The 22,854-nt window shown below is 74.5% G+C and carries 19 protein-coding genes; 8 read left to right on the top strand and 11 right to left on the bottom strand.

Annotation, left to right across the window (positions count from 1 at the left end; all coding sequences use genetic code 11):
* Positions 1-15: 15 nt before the first annotated feature.
* Positions 16-678, bottom strand: a complete 663-nt coding sequence (locus OC439_RS29070; RefSeq protein WP_410054972.1) for a TetR/AcrR family transcriptional regulator — start codon at positions 676-678, stop codon at positions 16-18.
* A gap of 73 nt (positions 679-751) precedes the next feature.
* On the opposite strand from OC439_RS29070, the gene OC439_RS29065 reads away from it, so the two are divergent.
* Genes OC439_RS29065 through OC439_RS29055 form a run of 3 tightly spaced genes read left to right on the top strand, consistent with a single transcriptional unit; the run spans position 752 to position 3,940 of the window.
* A complete protein-coding gene (locus OC439_RS29065) occupies positions 752-2,104 on the top strand; it encodes an MFS transporter (protein ID WP_262016205.1) in 1,353 nt (450 codons plus the stop codon).
* Between the two features lie 12 nt (positions 2,105-2,116).
* Positions 2,117-3,289 (top strand): hypothetical protein, encoded by a 1,173-nt coding sequence (locus OC439_RS29060; RefSeq protein WP_262016204.1) that lies wholly within the window; start codon positions 2,117-2,119, stop codon positions 3,287-3,289.
* 60 nt (positions 3,290-3,349) lie between these two features.
* Positions 3,350-3,940 carry a pyridoxamine 5'-phosphate oxidase family protein gene (locus OC439_RS29055; RefSeq protein ID WP_262016203.1) on the top strand — a complete coding sequence of 197 codons (591 nt, stop codon included), beginning with the start codon at positions 3,350-3,352 and terminating at the stop codon, positions 3,938-3,940.
* 6 nt (positions 3,941-3,946) lie between these two features.
* On the opposite strand, the gene OC439_RS29050 is transcribed toward OC439_RS29055, so the two are convergent.
* Positions 3,947-5,428, bottom strand: coding sequence for a peptide MFS transporter (locus OC439_RS29050; protein WP_262016202.1), 1,482 nt, complete (start codon positions 5,426-5,428; stop codon positions 3,947-3,949).
* Positions 5,429-5,653: 225 nt separating this feature from the next.
* On the opposite strand from OC439_RS29050, the gene OC439_RS29045 reads away from it, so the two are divergent.
* Positions 5,654-5,995 carry an RNA polymerase-binding protein RbpA gene (locus OC439_RS29045; RefSeq protein WP_007070998.1) on the top strand — a complete coding sequence of 114 codons (342 nt, stop codon included), beginning with the start codon at positions 5,654-5,656 and terminating at the stop codon, positions 5,993-5,995.
* Between the two features lie 65 nt (positions 5,996-6,060).
* Here OC439_RS29045 and OC439_RS29040 read toward each other — a convergent pair whose 3' ends face one another.
* From OC439_RS29040 to lnt, 3 genes are read right to left on the bottom strand one after another with little or no spacing between them, the layout of a single operon-like run.
* Positions 6,061-6,600, bottom strand: coding sequence for an FxsA family protein (locus OC439_RS29040; protein ID WP_262016201.1), 540 nt, complete (start codon positions 6,598-6,600; stop codon positions 6,061-6,063).
* A 53-nt stretch (positions 6,601-6,653) separates the two neighbouring features.
* On the bottom strand, positions 6,654-7,445 hold the full coding sequence (locus OC439_RS29035; RefSeq protein WP_262016200.1) for a polyprenol monophosphomannose synthase: 792 nt from the start codon (positions 7,443-7,445) through the stop codon (positions 6,654-6,656).
* 26 nt (positions 7,446-7,471) lie between these two features.
* Positions 7,472-9,061 carry an apolipoprotein N-acyltransferase gene (gene lnt / locus OC439_RS29030; RefSeq protein ID WP_262016199.1) on the bottom strand — a complete coding sequence of 530 codons (1,590 nt, stop codon included), beginning with the start codon at positions 9,059-9,061 and terminating at the stop codon, positions 7,472-7,474.
* 110 nt (positions 9,062-9,171) lie between these two features.
* Here lnt and OC439_RS29025 point away from each other — a divergent pair, with 110 nt between their 5' ends.
* The 3 genes from OC439_RS29025 to OC439_RS29015 all read left to right on the top strand — a co-directional run bounded on the left by OC439_RS29025 (position 9,172) and on the right by OC439_RS29015 (position 14,104).
* Positions 9,172-12,282 (top strand): ATP-binding protein, encoded by a 3,111-nt coding sequence (locus OC439_RS29025; RefSeq protein ID WP_262016198.1) that lies wholly within the window; start codon positions 9,172-9,174, stop codon positions 12,280-12,282.
* 68 nt (positions 12,283-12,350) lie between these two features.
* The gene (locus OC439_RS29020; protein WP_262016197.1) at positions 12,351-13,325 is read left to right on the top strand and encodes an ATP-binding cassette domain-containing protein; all 975 of its coding nucleotides are present in this window, start codon (positions 12,351-12,353) and stop codon (positions 13,323-13,325) included.
* Positions 13,322-14,104: an ABC transporter permease gene (locus OC439_RS29015; protein WP_262016196.1), complete on the top strand. Its 783-nt coding sequence runs from the start codon at positions 13,322-13,324 to the stop codon at positions 14,102-14,104. The genes OC439_RS29020 and OC439_RS29015 overlap by 4 nt, the downstream gene beginning before the upstream one ends.
* Before the next feature lie 434 nt (positions 14,105-14,538).
* Here the strand turns inward: OC439_RS29015 and OC439_RS29010 are convergent, their stop codons facing one another.
* From OC439_RS29010 to OC439_RS28985, 6 genes are read right to left on the bottom strand one after another with little or no spacing between them, the layout of a single operon-like run.
* Positions 14,539-15,888 (bottom strand): glutamate mutase L, encoded by a 1,350-nt coding sequence (locus tag OC439_RS29010; RefSeq protein WP_262016195.1) that lies wholly within the window; start codon positions 15,886-15,888, stop codon positions 14,539-14,541.
* A gap of 58 nt (positions 15,889-15,946) precedes the next feature.
* The gene (locus tag OC439_RS29005; protein WP_135240122.1) at positions 15,947-16,339 is read right to left on the bottom strand and encodes a hotdog domain-containing protein; all 393 of its coding nucleotides are present in this window, start codon (positions 16,337-16,339) and stop codon (positions 15,947-15,949) included.
* The gene (locus tag OC439_RS29000) at positions 16,339-17,091 is read right to left on the bottom strand and encodes an OAM dimerization domain-containing protein (protein WP_262016194.1); all 753 of its coding nucleotides are present in this window, start codon (positions 17,089-17,091) and stop codon (positions 16,339-16,341) included. Before OC439_RS29000 ends, OC439_RS29005 begins: the two co-directional genes overlap by 1 nt.
* Positions 17,088-18,647, bottom strand: coding sequence for a lysine 5,6-aminomutase subunit alpha (locus OC439_RS28995; protein ID WP_262016193.1), 1,560 nt, complete (start codon positions 18,645-18,647; stop codon positions 17,088-17,090). Before OC439_RS28995 ends, OC439_RS29000 begins: the two co-directional genes overlap by 4 nt.
* Entirely contained in the window at positions 18,644-20,215 is a 1,572-nt protein-coding gene (locus tag OC439_RS28990; RefSeq protein WP_262016192.1) for an amidohydrolase, read from the bottom strand. The genes OC439_RS28995 and OC439_RS28990 overlap by 4 nt, the downstream gene beginning before the upstream one ends.
* Before the next feature lie 4 nt (positions 20,216-20,219).
* Complete coding sequence (locus tag OC439_RS28985; RefSeq protein ID WP_262016191.1) at positions 20,220-21,281, bottom strand: zinc-binding alcohol dehydrogenase; 1,062 nt, start codon at positions 21,279-21,281, stop codon at positions 20,220-20,222.
* 143 nt (positions 21,282-21,424) lie between these two features.
* Between OC439_RS28985 and OC439_RS28980 the strand changes: the two genes are divergently transcribed.
* A complete protein-coding gene (locus OC439_RS28980) occupies positions 21,425-22,831 on the top strand; it encodes a KamA family radical SAM protein (protein ID WP_262016190.1) in 1,407 nt (468 codons plus the stop codon).
* Positions 22,832-22,854 lie beyond the last annotated feature (23 nt).

Genomic DNA, 22,854 nt, shown 5'->3' with positions numbered 1-22,854 from the left:
GAGCGCGGGCCGGCGTCAAGGCCGGGTGTCTCCCGGGCCGCCGGCGTACAGCGCGTCGAGGAACCGGTGCACGAACGCCCGGAACTCCCGCCGCTCCCGCGCACCCGAGCCGGCCCCGGCGGCGAGCGCCACCACGTGCCCGTGCACCGCCCAGACCAGGGAACGCACCGTCACGTGCGGGGTCGGCTCACTCAGCGCGCCCGCTCCGGACGCCGCCACCAGCAGTTCCTCGACCAGCCCGTACAGCGGGGCGGCGTAGCGGCGGTCCAGTTCGCCGTGGCGCTGCGGCTCCAGCCAGCGGCGCAGCCACAGCGCTGTCGTCTCCGGCCGGTCCTCCAGGAAGTCGACGAACACGTCCAGCAGGTCGTGCAGCGCGCGCAGAGCGTCCTGCGGGCCCGCTGCCAGGGCCGCCCGGGCGCGTTCCCCGGCCGCCTCGACGACCTCCCGCTCGGCGCTGAACACCCGGGCGAAGCAGGCGTCGTAGAGCTGCGCCTTGGTGCCGGTGTGGTGCACGACGGTGGCCGCGTCCACGCCCGCCGCTGCGGCGACGTCGCGGACGCTCACCGCGTCGAAGCCCCGCTCGGCGAACAACGCGGTGGCGGCGGCGAGCACCAGGTCACGGGTCGGCCGCTGGTCGTCGCGGCGGGGCCGGCCCGGTCGGCGGCGGGGCATGGTCATCCGGCCATTGTTACCCCTACAATCCAGCAACCGTTGGATTGGGGGCGGCGCGCCCCGAGGACAGGAGACCGCCATGACCGGGCTGGATCAGCGCTCCGACGCGGTCACCCTGCCGCGCGGCCCGCTCGTCGGGTTCGCCACCGGCTCGCTCGGCATGGGCGTCTGGGTGACAGTGCCCGGGCTGCTGCTGCTCTACTTCCTGACCGACGTGCTGGCCGTCGCGCCGTGGCTCGCCGGGCTCACGCTGCTGCTGCCGAAGATCGCCGATGTGCTGCTGCACCCGTGGATCGGGCACCGCTGCGACGTCGAGCAGGCCCGCCGGGGCCACCGCCGCCGGCTGCTGCTGGCCGGATGTGTGCTGCCGCTGGCGTTCGCCGCGCTGTTCGCGGTGCCCGGCGGCCTCACCGGCGCCGCCGCGGCCGGCTGGGTGGCGGTGTTCTTCGTCGCCGGCAACCTGCTGTTCGCCGCGTACCAGGTGCCCTACCTGGCGACCCCGGCGGACCTGCGGATCGGCTACCACGAGCGGACCCGGCTGATGGCGTTCCGGATGGTGGTGCTGACGCTCGGCATCCTGGTCTCCGGACTGCTCGCGCCGCTGCTGGCCGGCGGCGACGACGCCACACGCGACGGTTACCTGCGGATGGGCGTGGTGCTGGCGGCCGGGATGCTCGCCGCGATGCTGGTCGGCGTCGCCGGGATCGGCCGGTTGCGCCGTACCGCCGCCGACACGGCCCCGCCGCACGGCCCGGGCGGATGGCGGGCGCTGGCGGCGAGCCTGCGGGACCGGCAGTTCCGCTGGCTGGTCGGCGCGTACCTGGCCATGTCCACCACCACCCACCTGGTGCTCGCCGGGGTGCCCTACTACGCCGAGTACGAGCTGGGCCGCCCCGGACTCACCACGGTGCTGGTGGCCGCGTTCGTCGCACCGGCGCTGCTCGTCACGCCGGGCTGGCTGGCGGTGGCGCGGCGGATCGGCAAGCAACGCGCCCTGCTCGCCGGGCAGGCCGCGTTCGCCGCCGGGTCGCTGGTGCTGGCGATCGGCCGCCCCGCCGGGCTGCCGGTGCTGGTGGCCGCCGTGGCGGTGCTCGGGGTGGCGTTCGCCGGCATGCAACTGCTGCCGTTCTCGATGCTGCCCGACGTGATCCGCGCGGCCGGCGGCACGGAGCGGGCCGGCACGTACACCGGGGTGTGGACCGCCACCGAGGCCACCGGCGCCGCGCTGGGCCCCTACGCGTACGCGCTGTGCCTCGCCGCCGGCGGGTTCGTGGCCTCCACCGCCGGGCAGAGCGTGACCCAGTCCCCGGCCGCGCTGGACGCGCTGCGCTACGGCTTCGGGCTGCTGCCCGCCGCCGTGATGGTGGTCGCGGTGCTGCTGCAACGCCGCTACACCCTCGACGGCGCGGCCCGCGCGGACGCGGCCCACTAGACTTCGCCCCCGATGGACGCCGAGCCCGCCACCGACACCCGACCCTGCGCCCACTGCGGACGCGACGTGCCGCAGCGCGTCGGCGCGGGCCGCCCGTTCCGCTACTGCCGGGACAACGACGGCGCCTGCCAGCGGGCCGCCCGCAACTCGCGGATGCGCCACCGCAACTCCCCCGGCCTGCCCGGGCAGGTGGCGCGCACCTGGGAGGCGGTGGACCGGCTCGACCAGATCGTGGAGACGCTCACCGAGGCGCTGCACGCCGAACTGTCCCCTGCGGGTGTGGAGCGGCAGCTCGCCGAGCTGCGCGCGGAGACGTCCGCGCAGGTCGCGGCGGCGCACGCCGAACGCGACGAGGCCCGCCGTGAGGCCGAGGACGCGACCGCGGCGGCAGCCCGCGACCGGCAGCAGGCCCACGCCGCATACGCCGACCGCGACGCCGCCGCCGACCGCGCCGAACGGGCGCAGGCCACCGCGTCCGCCGCCGCCGAGCGGGTCGCCGCGGCGGAGGACGCCCGCGACGCCGCGCGCGCCGAGGCGGGTGCCGCGCAGGCGCTGCGGGTGCAGGCCGAACGCGACCGCGACGCCGCCCGGCACGAACTGCGCACGGTGCGCACCGAACGCGACGCCGAACGTCGCCGCGCGGCCGAGCTGACCGCCGAACGGGACGCCGCCCGGGCCGACGCCGAGCGGGCCACCCGCTCCGCCACCGAGGCCCTGGACCGGGCCGAACAGTCCCGCGCCGACGCGCAGGCCGCCCTGGGGCGGGCCGCCGAGGCGGAGCGCGCGGCCCGGGCCGCCGCCGAACGTGCCGACGCCGAGGCCGCCGCCGCGCGGCAGGCCCTCGCCGAGCGGGACCGCGCCGACGCGGCACGAGCCGACGCCGAGGCGGCACTGGAACGAGCCCGCGCCGAGGCTGCCGCTTCGATGGAACGGTTCCGCGCGGACGTGGCCGCCGCGGTGGAGCAGGCCGCCGCCCGTACCGCCGAGCGGGACGCGCTGGCCGCGGAGCTGGCCGAGGCGCGGCGGGCCGCGAGCGCCGCGGAGGCCCGGGCGGCCGAGCTGGCCGCGCGCACGGCGGTGATCGAGGCCGACCGGGACGCCGCGCAGCGCCGCGCCGGGCAGCTCGCCGACCAGGTGAGCGATCTGGCGACGGCGCTGGCGCGGCTGGGCACGCGTACCGGCTGAGGCGGCCACGGGCTGGGAACGGGGCAGCGCCACACCCGGGCCGGCGGCGAGGATCGGGGCATGGGAAAGACATACGAGCGCATCGACGGCCGGCTGCGGGACTTCATCGAGGCGCAGCCGATGTTCTTCGTGGCCACCGCCCCGCTGTCCGGTGACGGCACCGTCAACCTGTCCCCGAAAGGCCTGCGCGGCTGCTTCGCGGTGCTCGACGAGCACACCGTGGCGTACCTGGACTTCGCCGGCAGCAACGCCGAGACCATCGCCCACCTGCGGGAGAACGGCCGGATCACACTGATGTGGTGCGCGTTCGCCGGCCCGCCGAACATCGTGCGGGTGCACGGCCGCGGCGAGCCGGTGTTCCGCGACGACCCGCGCTGGCCCGGCCTGCTGACCCACTTCCCGGACATCGACCCGGGCCCGCACGGCCTGCGGGCGATCATCGTGGTGCGCGCCGAGCTGATCCGCGACACCTGCGGCTACGCGGTGCCGTTCATGACCTACGACGCCGACCGTGACCTGCACGAACGGCGGTTCGCCCGGGAGGACGACGCGTCGCTGAGCGCGTACTTCGCCGGCAAGGACCACGTCGCCACCAGCATCGACGGGCTGCCCGGCCTGCCGTTGCCGCTGCCGCCGACCCCGGCGGGCTGAGCGCGGTCAGTGGATGCCGGCCATCAGGTGCCGGATCTGGCGGGTGAACATCACTGCGGCCAGGCCCAGCACCACCGAGGCCAGCCCGAAGGTCAGGAAGTACACCGGCTGGGACCAGGTGCCGGCCAGCCGGGCCACCTGGCCGCCGATGGCGTCGCCGACGGCGGTGGCGAGGAACCACAGGCCCAGCATCTGGCTGGCGTACTTCACCGGGGCGAGTTTCGTGGTGGCGGACAGGCCGACCGGGCTCAGGGACAGCTCACCGGCGACCTGGATCGCGTACACCGCGACGAGCCACAGCGGTGAGACCAGGTCGCCGCCGACGGCGGCCTGCGCGGCGGCGGCCATCAGCACGAACGACAGGCCGTTCAGCACCAGACCGACGGCGAACTTCGTGGGCGTGGACACCCGGTGGCCGAGTTTGAGCCACAGCGCGGCGGCCAGCGGCGCGCCGATGATGATGAGGATCGGGTTCACCGACTGCAACCAGGACGCCGGGAACGTGAACCCGCCCACCGACCTGTCGGTCTGGTCGGCGGCGAAGATGTTCAGCACCGACCCGGCCTGGTCGTAGATGAGCCAGAACGAGGCGGCGAACAGGAACAGCCACACGTACGCCTTCATCCGGCTGCGTTCGGTGCCGCTGATCTCCCGGTCGGTGAGGATCCGCGCGAAGTAGCCGACCGTCACCAGCACCGTCACCACTGTGAGCAGGTTGACCACCGTGTCGACGGTGAACCAGCCGGCCACCAGCAGCACCAGCAGGACGGCGAGCACCACGACGCTCGCCACGCCGATGCGGGTCAGCGCGCGCCGCCGGTCGGCGCCCAGCAGCGGGTCCGCCGGACGGGCGCCCGCGTCGCCGAGGTTGCGGCGGCCCAGCACGTACTGGAGCACGCCGAAGGTCATGCCGACCGCGGCGGCGCCGAACCCCAGATGCCAGTTGATCTTCTCGCCGAGGAAACCGGTGATCAGCGGCGCGATGAACGCGCCCAGGTTGATGCCCATGTAGAAGATGGAGAACCCGGCGTCGCGGCGCGGCGAGTCCCGCTCGTACAGGTCACCGACCATGGTGGAGATGTTCGGTTTGAGCAGGCCGGTGCCGAGCACGATCAGCGCCATGCCGGCGAACACGCTCCACCCGGTGGGGATCGCCATCACGTAGTGACCGGCGGCGATCACCACGCCGCCCCACAGCACGCTGCGCCGCGCGCCGATCAGCCGGTCGGCGACCCAGCCGCCGGGCAGTGCCATCAGGTAGACCATGGCGTTGTAGGTGCCGTACACCGCGTTGGCGCTGGACTCGCCGAGGTCCAGTCCGCCGTCGGCGGCCGCGGCGGTCAGGTACAGCACGAGGATCGCCCGCATGCCGTAGAAGCTGAACCGCTCCCACATCTCGGTGAGGAAGAGCGTGGACAGCGCGCGGGGGTGACCGAAGAAGGTCTTCCCGGCTGGTGGTCGGTCCCCGACCGGCGCGTCACTGCTCATCGTCACCTCCGGCACGCAAACAGGTGGGTAACATCCCCGTTGACAGGCGAAACACTCCACCGATTCGGCCCGGCCGGGGACGACCCCGCCGGGCAGCTGTCATGGCCGGTTACCCTTGACACTCCCGACCCGCGTACGGTCCTGCCGCCGTGGGCCGGGGAATGGGCGAGCGGTCACCGGCCGTTACACCTGAAGACCAGCACCACGAACGAGGGGAAGTCGATCATGGGCGAGCGCATGCTGCGCGGTAGCCGGCTGGGAGCGGTCAGCTACGAGTCCGACCGCAACACGGAGCTCGCGCCGCGCCAGACCCGCGAGTACCTCTGCGCCAAGGGGCACCAGTTCGAGGTGCCGTTCGCCGTCGACGCCGAGGTCCCGACGACCTGGGAGTGCAAGTTCGACGGCAGCGTCGCCCGCCTGGTCGACGGCACCGAGCCGGAGCAGAAGAAGGCCAAGCCGCCGCGTACCCACTGGGACATGCTGCTGGAGCGGCGCTCGATCGCCGAGCTGGAGGACATCCTCGCCGAGCGGCTCCAGGAGGTCCGGACCCGCCGCGGTCGCGCCTGACCGTCCGTAACGCGCCGAAACGCCCCCGGGATCACCCGGGGGCGTTTCGCTGTCTGACGACCGTCTCAGCGGTCGACGATCTCGCCCTCGATGGCCTTGCCCGGGTCGGTGACCGGCTGAGGCGACGGCGCGGGACCAGGCGACGGGGCCGGCGCGGGTTCCGGGGCCGGCTGCGGCGCGCCCCGGTACACACGCACCCGGCGCGGCCCGAACAGGTCACCGGCGACCATCGACGACACCCGCCGCTCGGTGGCCCGGCGCACCCCGCCGCCGGCCAGCCGGCGCAGCGGCGGCACCAGCAACAGCAGGCCCACCACGCCGCTGACCAGGCCCGGCAGCGCCAGCAGCAGCGCACCCAGCAGACCGACGAGGCCGTCTGTCACCTCGGCGCCCGGCGGACGGCCTGCCTGCGCCGCCGCGCGGAAACCGCGCCACGCCCGCATGCCCTCGCGGCGCAGCAGCACCAGCCCCAGCAGGGACGCCCCGAACACCAGCAGCACCGCCGCGCCGAACCCGACGGCCCGGCCGACCAGCACGAAAACGGTCAGCTCCAGCAGCGCGAACAGCAGCAGGGCCGGTGGTACGTACTTCAGTCCTCGGCGCATCTCACCTCATCAGCCCGGGGTCATCACGCCCCTCAAGCATGACACGCCCTCGCTCAAGGCCAGCGGGCGAGCGCGTCCGGGCGGGCAGGAGCGGTCGCCAGGCGGTCCCGCACCCCCCAGCGGGTGACCCGCCACAACGCCTCCGCCACGATCAGCGGGCTCATCTTGCTGTCGCCGTGTTCCCGCTCGGCGAACGTGATCGGCACCTCCACGATCCGCACCCCGGCGCGGTGCGCCAGCCGCGACAGCTCCACCTGGAACGCGTAACCCTGGGACCGCACCGAGTCCAGGTCGATCGCGTCCAGCGCGCTGGACCGGTACACCCGGTAGCCGCCGGTGGCGTCGCTTACCGGCATGCCCAGCGCCAGCCGCGCGTACAGGTTGCCGACCCGGGACAGCAGCAGCCGCCGCCACGGCCAGTTCAGCACCCGCGCGCCACGCGTCCACCGGGAGCCGATCACCACGTCGGCGTCGCGGGCGGCGTGCAGCAGCGCCGGCAGGTCCTCCGGGGCGTGCGAGCCGTCGGCGTCCATCTCCACCACCGCGTCGTAGCCGCGGGAGCGCGCCCAGGCGAACCCGGCCAGGTAGGCCGCGCCGAGCCCTTCCTTGCCGGCCCGGTGCAGCACATGCACCCCCGGGTCGCCGTCGGCGATCGTGTCGGCGATCGCGCCGGTGCCGTCGGGGCTGTTGTCGTCGGCGACGAGGACGTCCACCGCCGGCGCCGCCTCGCGTACCCGGGCGACGATGCGCCCGACGTTGTCGGCCTCGTTGTAGGTGGGGATGACCACCAGGACCCGCCCCACCCCGGGATGGCCGACCTTCCGCCTGTCGGCTGCCACGCCCACCGTCGCACCGCCTCCCGCTCGTCGGCTCAGCCGGGAGCGACCTCCCGGCGGCGGCGCAGCACGGCCGCGCCGGCCAGGGCCGCGACCGCCAGCGCCGTCAGCGCCACCTCCGGCCACACCCCGGCCGTGGTCGCCGGGGTACGCCCGTCGCCGAGTTCCATCTGCCGCACCACCACCGCGGCGGTGTTGAACCCGGTCGCACCGTCTACCCGCCCGTCCGGGGAAACGAACCCGGACACCCCGACAGTGGAGGCCATCAACGCGGCCCGGCCGTGCTCCACGGCCCGCAGCCGCACCATCGCCAGCTGCTGGCGGGCCTCGGCCACGTCGAACGTGGCGTTGTTCGTCTGCACCACCAGTAGCTGCGCGCCGCCGGTGACGGTGTCCCGGACGATGCCGTCGTAGGCGACCTCGAAGCAGATCACGTCGCCGAGCACGGCCGGGCCGGTGTTCAGCACGCCGGGACGGTCACCGGGGACGAAATCGGACCGGACCCGGTCGACCTGGGAGCTGACCTTGCGGGCGATGGACCGCAGCGGCACGTACTCGGCGAACGGCACCGGATGCCGCTTCGTGTACACCTGGTCCAGGTCCGGGCCGGTGCCCGGCCGCCACAGCAGCCCCGCGTTGCGCACCTCACCCCGGCCGGGCCCGACCAGCACCGCGCCGACCAGGATCGGCGCGCCGATCGCGTCGGCGGCCTGGGAGATCCGCTCCCCCGCCCCCGGGTTGCGCAGCGGGTCGATGTCGCTGGAGTTCTCCGGCCACACCACCACGTCCGGACGGTCCTGGCCGCCCTCGGCGACCCGCCGCGCCAGCTCCAGCGTCGCGTCGACGTGGTTGTTCAGCACCGCCTGCCGCTGCGCGTTGAAGTCCAGCCCGAGGCGCGGCACGTTGCCCTGCACGATCGCCACGGTGACGGTGTCACCCGCGCCGCGTACCCCGGTCGGCACGGCCGTACCGGCGGCGAGCAGCGCCACCAGCGCGGCGGTGAGCCCGGCGACCGGCCGCCACTGCCCGGGCGCACGCCGCCAGTCCCGCCACGCGGCGGTGACCAGCAGCCCACCGGCGACCGCGACGGCGAACGTGACCAGCGGGGCGCCGCCGAGCGCGGCGAGCTTCAGCAGCGGCGACGTGTCCTGGCTGAACGCCAGCCGGCCCCACGGGAACCCGCCGAACGGGGTGCGGTCACGCAGCGCCTCCTGCCCCACCCACAGCACACCGGTGAGCAGCGGCCACGCCGCCCGGTGCCGGTCGGCCAGCGGCGACACCCAGGCGGTGGCGGCGCCCAGCAGCGCCAGGTAGGCGGCCTGCAGCAGCGACAGCAGCGCCCACGGCAGGTAGCCGGTGTGCAGGTTCGTCCACTCCAGCAGCGGCGCGAACAGCGCCACCCCGGTCAGGAAGCCCAGTCCCGCGCCGGCGCGCAGCCGCCGCCGGTGCACCGCGGCGGCCAGCAACGCCACCCCGACCGGCGCGAGCGGCCACATCCCGTACGGCGGGAACGCCAGCAGCAGCGCCAGCCCGGCCAGCACGGCGGCCGGCACGGCGAGCGTCAGCGGCAGGGGACGTGCCCCCTCGGCGATGGTGCGCGGCTGCTCCTGCTCCAGCGTCGTCACCGGCTTCTCCCCACGATCACGGGCCGAAGGCTACCCGCCCGTACCGGCGGTGAGCCGAACCGGTGTGGGGCGTGCCACCGGCGCGGCGCTGGCAGGCGACAATCAGGCGCATGCGGTTCGGTGTGCTCGGCGCGACCCAGGCGTACGCGGCCGACGGCAGTGTCCTGCCCGTCGCCGGTGGGCGGCTGCGCGCGCTGCTGGTGCTGCTGCTGCTCGACGCCGGCCGCACCGTGGCGCCGCAGCGTCTCGTCGACGGCGTGTACGGCGACCGGCCACCCGAGCAGGCCGCGAACGCGCTGCAGTCGCAGGTGTCGCGGCTGCGCCGGCTGCTGCCCGGCGCGCCCATCGAGTTCGGTCCGGCCGGCTACCGGCTGGCGGTCGACCCGCAGCGCGTCGACGTGCACCGGTTCGCCGGGCTGGCCGCGGCCGGGCGGGCGGCGCTCGCCGCCGGTGACCCGGCCGGCGCGGCGGCGCTGCTGCGCGACGCGCTCGGGCTGTGGCGCGGCGAACCCCTCGCGGACGTGACGGACGCGCCGTTCGCCGACGCCGAGGCGGCCCGGCTGCGCCAGGCGCGGCTGGCCACGGTCGAGGACCGGGTGGAGGCGGAACTGGCGCTGGCGCCGGCCGGGGCGCCGCTGATCGCCGAGCTGCGGGACCTGGTGGCGGCGCATCCGCTGCGGGAACGGCTGCACGGGCAGCTGATGCGGGCCCTGCACGGTGCCGGCCGCCGCGCCGAGGCGCTCGCCGTCTACGCCGACGCCCGCCGGGTGCTGGCCGAGGAACTGGGCACCGACCCGTCGGCGGAACTGGCCGCGCTGCACACGGCGCTGCTGCGCGACGAGCCCGCGCCGGCCGTCCGGCTGCCCAGCCCGCTCACCAGCTTCGTCGGCCGGGAACCGGAGCTGCGGCGGGTGCACGAACTGCTCGGCGCGGCGCGGCTGGTCACCCTGCACGGCCCGGGCGGCGCCGGCAAGACCCGCCTGGCCACCGCCGTCGCGTCCGGCCACGACGGGCCGGTGTGCCTGGTGGAGCTGGCCGCCGTGGCGACCGGCGCGCCGGTCGCGCCCGCGGTGCTGGCCGCGCTGGACCTGCGCGACGCCGCCCTGCGCACCCCCGGCGGCCCCGCCGACCTGACCGGCCGGCTGGTGGCGGCGCTGGCCGACCGGCGGCTGCTGCTGGTGCTGGACAACTGCGAGCACGTGATCGACGACGCGGCCCGGCTGACCGGCCGGCTGCTCGCTGCCGCGCCGGGGCTGCGGGTGCTCGCCACCAGCCGGGAACCGCTGGGCCTCACCGGCGAGGCGTTGTGCCCGGTCGGTGGGCTGTCCGCCCCGGACGGGCCGGCCGCACCGCAGGCCGCGGCCGCGTACCCGGCGGTGCGGCTGTTCACCGACCGGGCCGCCGACGTGTCGCCCGGGTTCACCCTCGACGACGCCACCACCCCGGCGGTGCTGCGAATCTGCCGTACCCTCGACGGGCTGCCGCTGGCCCTGGAGCTGGCCGCGGCGCGTCTGCGGGCCCTGCCGGTTTCGCAGGTCGCGGCCCGGCTGGACGACCGGTTCCGGCTGCTGCGCCGCGGCGACCGCACCGCGGCGCCCCGCCACCGCACGCTGGAGGCGGTCGTCGGGTGGAGCTGGGACCTGCTCGACGAGCCGGAGCGGCGGCTGGCCGCCCGGATGAGCGTGTTCGCCGGCGCCGCCGATCTGGCCGCCGTGCAGGCGGTGTGCGCGCCGGACGCCGGGGACGTCCTGGACGTGCTCACCGGCCTGGTGGACAAGTCGCTGGTGGAGGCCACCGGCGGGCGCTACCGGATGCTGGAGACGATCCGCGAGTTCGCATCCGCCCGCCTCGCCGAGCACGGCGACACCGGGCGGGTGCGCGACGCACACGCCGCGTACTTCCTGGATCTGGCACAGGCCGGCGACGCGGCGCTGCGCGGCGGCGGCCAGGAGCGGTGGCTGCGCCGCCTCGACGCCGCCCGCGACGACCTGCACGCGGCGCTGCGGCACGCGGACACCGCGACCGGGTTGCGGCTGGTCGCGGCGCTGGCGTTCTACTGGTGGCTGCGGGGCCTGCGCGGGGAGGGCGCGGCGCTGGCCCGGCGGCTGGTCGACCGGCTCGGCGGCCCGCCCGACGACCTGGCCGAGGAGTACGCGCTGGCCCTGTTGATCGCCACGCTCGCCGGTGGCGGCGAGCGCAGCGAGGTCGACGCCGCGTCGCGGATCCTGTGGACCCTGGCCCGGCCGCCCCGGCATCCGTTCCTGCTCTACCTGTCCGGCATGGCCAGCGGCCCGCCGTCGCCGGAGGACGCGGCGGCGCTGCACGAGCAGGCCGTTCGGGACCGGCTGCTCGGCACCGACCCGTGGAGCCGGGCGCTGGGCCTGCTGGGCACCGCGATGGTCAGCCTGCTGCACGGCCGTCACGCCCAGGCCCACGCCGACCTGGACGGCGCGCTCGCCGGGTTCCGGGCCCTCGACGACCGCTGGGGCATGATCGTGACGCTGTCCACCCACGCCGAGGCCGCCTACCGCACCGGTGACGTGGCGTCGGCGGCCGCGCCGATGGCGGAGGCGCTGGAGCTGGCCGAGCAGCTCGGCTCCACCCTGGACCTGGCGGAACTGCTGCGGACCCGCGCCGACGGGCGGCTCGCCGCCGGTGACCTGACCGGCGCGGCCGAGGACTTCCGGCGGGTGCGGCGCATCGCCGGGCCGGCCGGCGCGCCGGAGCTGGTCGCCGCCGCGTACCTGGGGCTCGGCGAGATCGCCCGCCGTGACGGCGACCCGCAGCGGGCGCGGACGCTGTGCGAGCGGGCGGTCGCGCAATGCCCGTCGGGCTGGTTCGGCGCCGACGTGGTGCGGCTCGCGGCGCTGGTGACGCTCGGGCAGCTCGCCGACGCCACCGGCGACCCGGCTGCGGCCCGCGCCCACTACCGGCAGGTCCTCACCGCCGGCGTCGGGGTGTGGGACGTGCCGGTGGTGGCCGCCGCCGCGGACGGGCTGGCCGGGCCGCTGCTGCGCGACGGCGACCCCGAGTCGGCGGCGCGGCTGCTGGGCGCGGCGGCGGCGCTGCTCGCAGGCACGGGCGCGGCAGACGCCCCGGCCGGCACACCCACCGCCGCCACGCTGCGGGAACACCTGGGTGAGGCGGCGTTCGCCACCGCGTACGCCCGGGGCGCGGACCTGCCCCGGCAGCGGGCGCTGGCGCTGGTCGACGGCCGCTGACCGGCGCGGCGCCGCCCGGTGCGCGCGCGGTACGCGCCCGGTCAGCGCCGCCGGTGACGCTGACTCCCATGACCGACGACGCGACGGCCGTACTGGCCGACGGGATACGAAAAACGTACGGACGCACCACCGCCCTGGACGGCTTCGACCTGGCCGTGCCGGCCGGCACCGTGTACGGGGTGCTCGGCCCGAACGGGGCAGGCAAGACCACAGCGGTGCGTATCCTCACCACGCTGCTGCGTTTCGACGCCGGCCGGGCCAGAGTGGCCGGGTACGACGTCGCCTCCGACCCGGACCGGGTCCGCGCCGCGATCAGCCTCACCGGGCAGTACGCGGCGGTCGACGAGGTGCTCAGCGGACGGCAGAACCTGGTGCTGTTCGGGCGGCTGCGGCGGCTGTCCGCGCGCCGGGCCCGCAGCCGCGCCGACGAGCTGCTGGACCGGTTCGGCCTGACCGAGGCGGCGGACCGGTCGGCGGGCGGCTACTCCGGTGGGATGCGCCGCCGCCTGGACCTCGCCGCCAGCCTGGTGGTGCCACCGCGGGTGCTGTTCCTCGACGAGCCGACCACCGGCCTGGACCCGCGCAGCCGCAACGGCCTGTGGACGGCGGTGCGGGAACTGGTCGACGACGGCACCACGGTGCTGCTGACCACCCAATATCTGCAGGAGGCCGACCACCTCGCCGACCGGGTGTGCGTCATCGACACCGGCCGGGTCGTGGCCGAGGGCACCCCGGAGCGGTTGAAGGCACGCATCGGCGCCGACCGGCTGGAACTGGTGGTCCGCGACGCGGCGGACCTGCCCGCCGCGGCGGCGGTGGTGGAACGCGCCACCGGCGCGGCCACGACAGTGGACGTCGAGCTGCGGCGTGTGGACGCGCCGGTGGCCGACCGGATCGCCGTGCTCACCGCCGTGCTGCGGGCCCTCGACGACGCCGGGATCGCCGTGGACGACGTGCTGGTCCGCCGTCCCACACTGGACGAGGCGTTCCTGCGGCTCACCGGCGGCCACGCCGACGCGCAGCGGGTGGGGGTGGCGTCGTGAGGGCCCTGACCGACGGGTGGCTGATGGCCGGGCGGAACATGCGGCACGTGGTCCGCGCCCCCGAGGAGATCATCCTCTACTTCAGCCTGCCGATCATGTTCGTGCTGGTGTTCGGCTACGTGTTCGGCAGCGGCATGTCCGTGCCGGGCGACGGCAGCTACCGGGAGTTCCTGCTGCCGGGCGTGTTCGTCATGACGATGCTCTACGGCCTCGGCGCGACCGCGTCGGCGATCGCGGTGGACGCCGGCCGGGGTGTGGTGGACCGGTTCCGGTCCCTGCCGATGGCCCGTTCGGCGCTGCTGTCCGGCCGCGCCGGCGCCGACCTGGTACGGGCCTGCCTGGAGATGACCACGCTGGTGGTGTGCGGGTTGCTGGTGGGCTGGCAGTGGCGCGAGGGCGTCGGCCCGGCACTGGCCGCGGTGGCGCTGATCCTGCTGCTGCGCGTCGCGATGACCTGGGTGGGCATCCTGTTCGGGCTGCTCGTGCCGAACCCGGACACGGTCGCGGTGGTGGTGTTCCCGCTGGCGTTCCCGCTGACCGCCCTGTCCAACGTGTTCGTGGCACCGGAGCTGATGCCGGACTGGCTGGGCGCGATCGCCGCCTGGAATCCGCTGTCGGCGACCGTGGCGGCGGCCCGGGACCTGTTCGGCAACCCGGGCCTGAGCGGCGACTCGTGGCCGGCCCGGCACGCGCTGGAACTGGCGATCGCCTGGCCGCTGGCGCTGATCGCGGTGGCCGCACCGGCGGCGGTGCGCCGCTACCGGCGGCTGGGCCGCTGACAAGGGCCGGGCCGCTGACACGGGGACCACCGGGGGATGAAATCGGGGCGCGGCCGAAGCCGCGCCCCGATGCTCCCAGGCCCTTCCCGGCCGGTGGGGCGAAGACGATCGGCGCCGACCTTCGGACCGACCCGACGTGGACTGGCTGCCCCCGCCTGGCCGTTGTCTACTGGCCGTGCCTCTCACCCTGCCCGTACACCGGTAACCGCGGCCGGTTCGCGCCGCCCCGCCGACCCCCGCCCGCTGGACCTGGCCGCCGCAACCTTCCGGTCGCTCGGCCAGCGGACGAAGGGACGAAGCGAACAACAGCCGCTTCCCGTGGTAGGACTCAAAGACGGTACGGCGTAGACCCCCGCCGCTGTCAACCCACCCGGGCCTGTCGTGTGTTGCGACACGGCGTGTCGCGTCGGCGCGTCTCGATTCCTGAGGCTGCTTCAGGCGCCGAGGTGGTGCCGCAGCATCGCCGCCGCCGCACCCGGATGGTCGTCGGCGAGCAGCCCGGCGGCGGCCAGCACGTAGTCCACGTCGACGACCGGGCGGGCCGCCCGCGGCAACGCCCACCCGCCGGCGTGGTCGGTGAGCACCGCGTCGAGCACCGCCGCCGCGTCACCCGGGTCGGCGTGCCGCAGCACCCCGCCGGAACCGACGAGCAGCTTCACCTCCCGCAGGTCCCGCCCGGCCCGCTCCCCCGTCGCCGCACCACGCGCGTGCCGCCGCAACGCCACAGTCGCCGCCAGCGCCGCGATGCGCCGGTCCACGGCCCGCTCACCGTCACCGGCGGGCAGGAACCCCGGATCGGCCGCCCGTACCGCCGCCGCAGCCGTCAGCTGCGCCTCCTCGGCCGCGTCCAGCAGCCGCTCCTCGGCCGCGGCGCGCACCACACCCGGCGCGCTCCACCGCATGCCCAGGTCCCCCTCGACGGTGCGGGCCCGCCACAGCGTCCCGGCGACCTCCTGACTGGGGCCACTGTCCCGCTCGTCGGGCGTGAGCACCGAGTACACGTCGGTGGTGGCCCCACCCACGTCCACCACCGCGAGGTCACCGCCGAGCGTGCCGGCGAGGACCTCCACGCCGGTGAGCACCGCGTCGGGCGTGGCGGCGCGGACCAGCCGCGCGAACCGCGTACCCCGGGACAGCTTCTTGCCGCCGATGACGTGCCGCAGGAACACCTCCCGGATCGCCGCCCGCGCCGACGCCGGCTCCAGCACCCCGATGCGGGGCAGCACGTTGTCCGCCACCGTCACCGGCACCCCCGCACCCGCCAGCAGCGCGTGCAGGTCGGCACGCACGTCGGCGTTGCCGGCGAGGACCACCGGCACCCGGAACCGGGCCTTCGCCAGCCGCGTCGCGTTGTGCGTCACCGTCTCGGCGTCCCCGCCGTCGGTGCCGCCCACGAGCAGCACCACGTCCGGGCGGGCCGCCCGCAACGCCGCCACGTCCGCCCCGGACAGCCGACCCGCCGCCACGTGCACCACGTTCGCGCCCGCCGACAGACCGACCCGCCGGCCCGCCTGGGCGGTCACCAGGGGCTCGTAACCCACCACCGCGAGGCGCAGCCCACCCCCGGCCGACGAACACACGTACCAGGGCACCTCAGCGACCCCCGCCGACGCGGTGGCCGCGCCGACCGCGGCGTCCAGGCCGTGCAGCACATCAGTGCCCACCGTGGTGGGCGCCGACGCCGCCGCGACCAGCCGGCCGCCGTCGAGGTCCACCACCGCGGCCTTCGTGTACGTCGACCCGACGTCCGCGCAGACGACGACGCGCGACACCGGCGCACTCACGCTGGGCCGTCCTTCGTTCGCGACTGCGGGGCTCGCAACACCGGCTCGCTCCTCGCGCTCACGGTGATGGCGGGACGACCACCGTGCCGGTCGCGGTGACCGCCACGATCGGCTCGTCGAGCACCTCGGCGGCCGACTCGCCCTTGTCCGGGCGGCCCCGGCACACCACAGTCGCGGCGAAGTCGATGGTGCGGCTGCGGGTGCCCACCCGGGTCACCGTCGCCGTCACCTCCAGCACGTCACCGGCCTTCATCGGCGCCCGGAACTGCACGTCGGCGTACGAGGCGAACAACCCCTCGTCGCCGTCGGTGCGGATGCACACCTCGGTCGCCACGTCCCCGAACAACCCCAGCGCGTACGCCCCGTCGACCAGGTTGCCCGCGTAGTGGGCGTGGGAGTACGGCACGTACCGGCGGTGGGTGACTGTCAGACCGACACGGGGATCGCTCATCAGGTGTTCGCCTTCCTGGAGGTGATCAAAGCGTGGACGAGGTAACTGGCGACCTCACCCGGGGTGGTGCCACGGCCGAAGATCCGGTCCACGCCCAGCTCGCCGGTCATCGTCTCGTCGAACCGGGGCCCGCCGACGATCAGCAGCGGCCGGCGCCCGGCCGGCATCGCCTCCCGGAACGCCGCCGACATCTCCCGCGTGTTGTGCAGGTGCGCGTCGCGCTGCGTCACCACCTGCGACACCAGCACCGCGTCGGCGCGTTCCCGCCGGGCCGCCTCGACCAGCTCCGGCACGCTCACCTGCGCGCCCAGGTTCGTGACCTTCAGCTCCCGGTAGTACTCCAGGCCCTTCTCACCGGCGATGCCCTTGACGTTGAGGATCGCGTCGATGCCCACGGTGTGCGCGTCGGTGCCGATGCAGGCGCCCACCACCGACAGCTTGCGGCGCAGCCGCCGCTTCACCACCGCGTTCACCTCCTTGGCCGACAGCAGCGGATAATCACGCTCCACCACCTGCACCTTCGACAGGTCCACCAGGTGGTTCACCCGCCCGTACACCACGAAGAACGTGAACCCGTCACCGATCGGCTTGGCGTGCACCAGCATCGCCGGGTCCATGCCCATCTTGTTGGCCAGCTGCACCGCCGCGCCCTCGGCCCGCTTGTCGTGCGGCACCGGCAACGTGAACGACACCTGCACCATGCCGTCACCGGTGGTGTCCCCGTACGGCCGCACGACCGTCTTCTCGCTCACCGGGTCTGCTCCAGGATCTCCGTGGCCGGGTTGTAGTAGTCCGCCTCGTGCCGCGCCACCCCGGAAAGGCCCTTCCCGCGGTCCGCCGGCCGCTTCATGATCCCGAACGTGCCCTCGGCGATCGCCGTCAGCAACGACTGGTCCCCGATGCGCTCCAGCAGATCCACCGCCTCACCGAGCACCCGGTGCGCCCGCTCCTGGATGAACCCGCCCGGCGCCGGCACGAAGTCCTCGTGCAACCCGCCCGCCGCGCCCAGCACGTACCGCACGTTCTGCAGGGCGATGTCCCGGTCCGACAACCACGGCGTCACCACCGCCTCGGTCATCATCCCCACCAGCAGGATCCCCTGCCCGGTCATCGTGCCCACCAGGTTGAAGAACCCGTCCAGCAGGTTGCCCCGGAACACGTCACCGGTCATGTGCTTCGTCGGCGGCATCCACTTCAACGGCGCATCCGGGAACAACTCCCGCGCCAGCAACGCGTGCGCCAGCTCCAACCGGAACGACTCCGGCACATCCGGGTTGATCTCGAACGCGTGCCCCAGCCCCAGCTGCCAGTCCGCCAGCCCCGCCTCGTGCGCGAAGAACTCGTTCAGCAGCTGCGACACCGTCACCGTGTGCGCCTCGTCCACCGCGTCAGCGGTGGTCAGGTAGTTGTCCTCACCGGTGTTGATGATGATCCCCGCCCGCGCGTGCACCTGCCGCGAGAACCGCTGGTCCACGAACGTACGGATCGGGTTGATGTCGCGGAACAGGATCCCGTACATCGAGTCGTTGAGCATCATGTCCAGACGCTCCAACCCGGCCAGCGTCGCCATCTCCGGCATGCACAGACCCGACGCGTAGTTCGTCAGCCGCACATACCGGCCCAGCTCCCGCGACGTCTCGTCCAGCGCCGCCCGCATCAACCGGAAGTTCTCCTGCGTCGCGTACGTGCCCGCGAAACCCTCCCGGGTCGCCCCCTCCGGCACGTAGTCCAGCAGCGACTGCCCCGTCGACCGGATCACCGCGATCACGTCCGCGCCGGCCCGCGCCGCCGCCTGCGCCTGCGGAATGTCCTCGTAGATGTCACCCGTCGCCACGATCAGATAGATCCACGGCCGCCGCTCCGGATCCCCGAACCGCTTCACCAGGCGATCCCGCTCCGCGCGCCGCCGGTCGATGCTGCGCACCCCCGCCGCGACCGCCTTGCGCGACGCCCGCCGCGCCGCCGTCGCCGCCTTCCCCGACGGCTGCGCGAACCGCACCGACCCGGCCGCCGCCTTCTGCGCCAGCAACGTCACATCGGTGATGCCCTCACGCGCCAGCGCGTCGAACACCGGCGCCGCCACCCCGTGCCCCAGACCCACGTCCGCGACCACCGCGTCCACGAGCCGGTTCACCCACGGAATACCGTCCGGGTCCGCGCCGGTCACCCCGGCCAGCCGCAGCACCGCCCGCTCCACCGACACCGTGGTGTGACTACGCGCCAGATCCACCACCGGCTGCCCGGCCCGGCGCGCCAACTCCCGCGCCCGCGCCACCAGCGCCGGATCCAGCCCAAGCTTCCCTGTCACGAAGACCCTTCCTGATAGATCACGTCACCGCGCAACACAGTGGCCCGGCACACCGGCAGCGGCGTCGGATCGTCCGCGCCCCGCAACTCCGGATCCTCGGCCAGCACCACCGGCAGCCCCCGCTCCACGCCCGCCGGGGTGTCCCACACCGCGAACGTCGCCGGCGCCCCCAACGCCAGCACACCCTCGTTGTCCAGGTGCACCGCCCGCCACCCGCCGCGCGTGTGCGCCGCGAACGCCGCCCGCACACTCATCCGCTGCGCCGGGTTGTGATGCGCCGCCGCCGCCCGCACCGACCCCCACGGATCCAGCGGCGTCACCGGCGAATCCGACCCGAACGCCAACGCCACCCCGACGCCGTGCATCGCACCCATCGGATTCGACTCCAGCGACCGCGCCAACCCCAGCCGCGACTCGTACATCCGGCCCGCGCCGCCCCACAACCTGTCGAACGCCGGCTGCATCGACGCCACGATCCCGTACTCCACGAACCCGGCGATCAACGCCTTGCTCATGATCTCCGCGTGCTCCACCCGGTGCCGGGCCGCCCGCAACCGGTCCACACCCAGCGACCGCGCCGCCAGCCCGAAACCCGCAAGGACCGTCCCGATCGCCGCGTCCCCGATCGCGTGGAACCCGCCCTGCAACCCGTGCGCCGCACAATCAAGCAGATGATCACGGACCTGCTCCGCCGACACGTACCCGTGCCCGCACGCCCCCGCCTCACCGTCCAGGTACGCCGCCGACACGTGCGCCGTCCGCGACCCCAGCGCCCCGTCGGCGAACAGGTCACCACCCGCGCCCACCGCACCCAGCTCCCGGGCCTTCGCCGCACCCAGCAGCTCACCCCAGTACCCGTACACCTCCGGCACCCCGGCCCCCGAGATCGCCAGCAGCCCGGTGAAGTCCTCCTCGTCGGAGATGTCCGGACCACCGCACTCGTGCACCGCCGCGACACCCAGCGACGCCGCATGCTCCAGCGCCCGCCGCTGCGCCGCCACCCGCTGCGCCCGCGACACCGACGCGAACGCCGCCGCCCGCACCACGTGATGCGCGTCGCGCCGCAGCCACCCCGACGCCTCGAACCCGGCCGCCGACACCACCTCCGGACACGCCGCCAGCAGCGCCGCCGACACCAGCGCCGAATGGATCGACGCCTGCGACAGATACACCCGCCGCCCACCGGCCGCCCGGTCCAGCGCCGCCGCATCAGGCAACGCCGGATCCGCCCAGCCCGACTCGTCCCAGCCGTGCCCCAGCACCACCGCGTCACCCGGCAGACCCGCCGCGAACGCCGACACCGCCTCCAGCAGCCCATCCGCCGACCGCACCGCCGACAGATCAAGCCCCGACAACGCCAACCCGGTATCGGTCGCGTGCACGTGCGCGTCAACGAACGCCGGCGTCACCAGCGCACCGCCCAGCTCCACCACCCGGTCCGCCCGCGGCGCGTCCGCGTCCGTACCCAACCAGGCGATCCGCCCGTCCCGCACCAGCAGCGCCGTCGCGCTCGGGTCCGCCGGACAGTGCAGCACTCCACCGCGATACAGCGTCGAGGGGTTCGTCATGGTCTCAGTCTGCCGTCAGACGAGCCTCGAACAGGCCGCGCACCCCCGGCTCGGCACGCAACAGATCCAACGCCAGCGCCGCGTGCCCCGGCACGTACCCGTTGCCCACCAGCATCGTCACGTCCGCCGCCAGGCCCTCCGCACCAAGCGCCGCCGCCGCGAAGCTCGTCGCCATCGAGAAGAAGATCACCGTACCGCCGTCCGCCGTGGCCAGCACCGCGCCGTGCTCACACCCCGGCACGTCCACGCACACCACAGTCACGTCCGCCGGCACACCCAGCGCCGTCGTCACCGCCGTCGACAGCCCCACCGGATCCCGCGCGTCGGCCAGCGCCACCACGTCGGCCAGCCCGGCCGCCGTCAGCGCGTCCCGCTCCGACGCCACCGGAACCACCCCGACGGTACGGGCGGCGCCCGCCCGCCGCGCCGCCGCCAGCGACAGCGACCCGCTCTTGCCGGCCCCGCCGATCACCGCCACCGACACCGGACGCGGATCACCCTCCCGCGAGCGCCGCGCCACCTGCTCGGCCACCACCCGCGCCGTCAACGCCGGCGCCCCGCACACGTCCAGCACCGCCAGGGACAGCTCGGGGTGCAGGTCCGGCGGCAGCACCGCCGCGATCGACCGGGCGAACAGGATCGCGTACCCGTCGCACGGCACCTGCTCGCTGCGCCCGTCCCAGCGGGCCAGCCCGTCGGTGATCGTCAGCGGCGTCAGCGTCAGCGACACGAGCGTCGCCACCCGGTCACCCGCCTTCAGCCCCAGCGGCGAGCGGCGGCCCGCCTCCTCGACGGTGCCGATCAGCATGCCGCCGGAACCGGTCACCGGGTTCTGCATCTTCCCCCGGGCCGACACGATCTCCAGCACCTCGGCGCGGACCTTCTCCCCGTCGCCGCCGTGCTTCTCCGCCAGCTGCCGGAAACTCGCCGCGTCCAGGTTCAGCCGCTCGACCCGGATCCGGACCTCGTTCGCCGCGATCCGCGGGTCCGGGTCCAGCCGCCAGGCCGCCTGCGGGAGCACCCCCGCCGGTTCCACGACTCGGTGCAGACCCACCGGTGACGTCACGCCGACCCCCTATGTCCAGCCGCCCGAACCCCCGGCCAGGAGTCGCGTCGCGGGAAAACTTCCGGCAGACTAATTTCTTCACCGCAGATTTTCCAGTAGCCTACGCATCCGTTGATCAAACCGCACACTGACGAGGAGGGGCCGTGACCCAGACCCAACCGGTGGAGACCATCCCGACGCCCCGCCCCGCGCCGGTCGCCGTTCCGACCGCCGGACAGCCCTACGAATACCGCCGCGCGCCCCTCGTCGAACCCGACTGGACCCGCTTCCCCGGCTGGCGCCACATCACCCGCGAACAGTGGGAGAGCGCCCAGTGGCAACGGGTCAACTGCGTCAAGAACATCAAGCAGCTGCGCGCCGTCCTCGGCGACACCGTCGACGAGACCTTCTACGCCGACCTGGAGGCCGACCAGAAGGCGCTGGCCACCATGTCCATGCTGGTGCCGCCGCAGATGCTCAACACCATGGTGCCGCATCAGCCGATGAGCACCGAGGCGCTGCTCGCCGACCCGATCCGCCGCTACATGATCCCGGTCGCCTCCGACCGGCGCACCGACTGGCCGTCGCACCCGTACGCCAGCCGCGACAGCCTCCACGAGCACGACATGTGGGTCGCCGAGGGTCTCACCCACCGCTACCCCACAAAGGTCCTCGCCGAGCTGCTCTCCACCTGCCCGCAGTACTGCGGCCACTGCACCCGCATGGACCTCGTCGGCAACTCCACCCCCGCCGTCGACAAGCTCAAGCTCACCCTCAAGCCGGTCGACCGCTACGACGCCCACATCACCTACCTCAAGGCCCACCCGGGCGTACGTGACGTTGTCGTCTCCGGCGGCGACGTCGCCAACGTGCCGTGGCGCAACCTCGAGTCGTACCTGATGCGCCTGCTGGAGATCGAGACGATCCGCGACATCCGGCTCGCCACCAAGGCGCTCATGGGCCTGCCCCAGCACTGGCTCCAGCCCGACGTGGTCGAGGGCCTCGAACGGGTCGCCCGCACCGCCGCCCGCCGCGGCGTCAATCTGGCCATCCACACCCACGTCAACCACGCCCAGTCGCTGACCCCGCTGGTCGCCAAGGCCGCACAGACGGCGCTCGACGTCGGCGTCCGCGACGTGCGCAACCAGGGCGTACTCATGCGCGGCGTCAACGCCACCAGCGCCGACCTGCTCGACCTGTGCTTCGCGCTGCAGGGCGAGGCGGGCATCCTGCCGTACTACTTCTACATGTGCGACATGATCCCCAACGCCGAGCACTGGCGCGTCCCGGTCTGGCACGCCCAGCAGCTCCAGCACGACATCATGGGCTACCTGCCCGGTTACGCCACCCCGCGGATCGTCTGCGACGTGCCGTTCGTCGGCAAGCGCTGGGTGCACATGCTCACCGACTACGACCGTGAGCGCGGCATCTCGTACTGGACGAAGAACTACCGCACCTCGATCGAGTCGGCCGACCTGGAGGCGCTGAACAAGCGCTACGCCTACTACGACCCGATCGACACGCTGCCCGAGGCCGGCCAGGCCTGGTGGCTCGCCCACCGCGACGACTGACCCCGGACAACCGACGGCGGGCC

Origin of the sequence: Micromonospora sp. Mcm103, from assembly GCF_024519755.1 — a bacterium.
Taxonomy (GTDB): Bacteria; Actinomycetota; Actinomycetes; order Mycobacteriales; family Micromonosporaceae; genus Micromonospora; species Micromonospora aurantiaca.
Note: the sequence above shows the minus strand (reverse complement) of the source record. Positions and strands in the feature narration are given on the sequence as shown.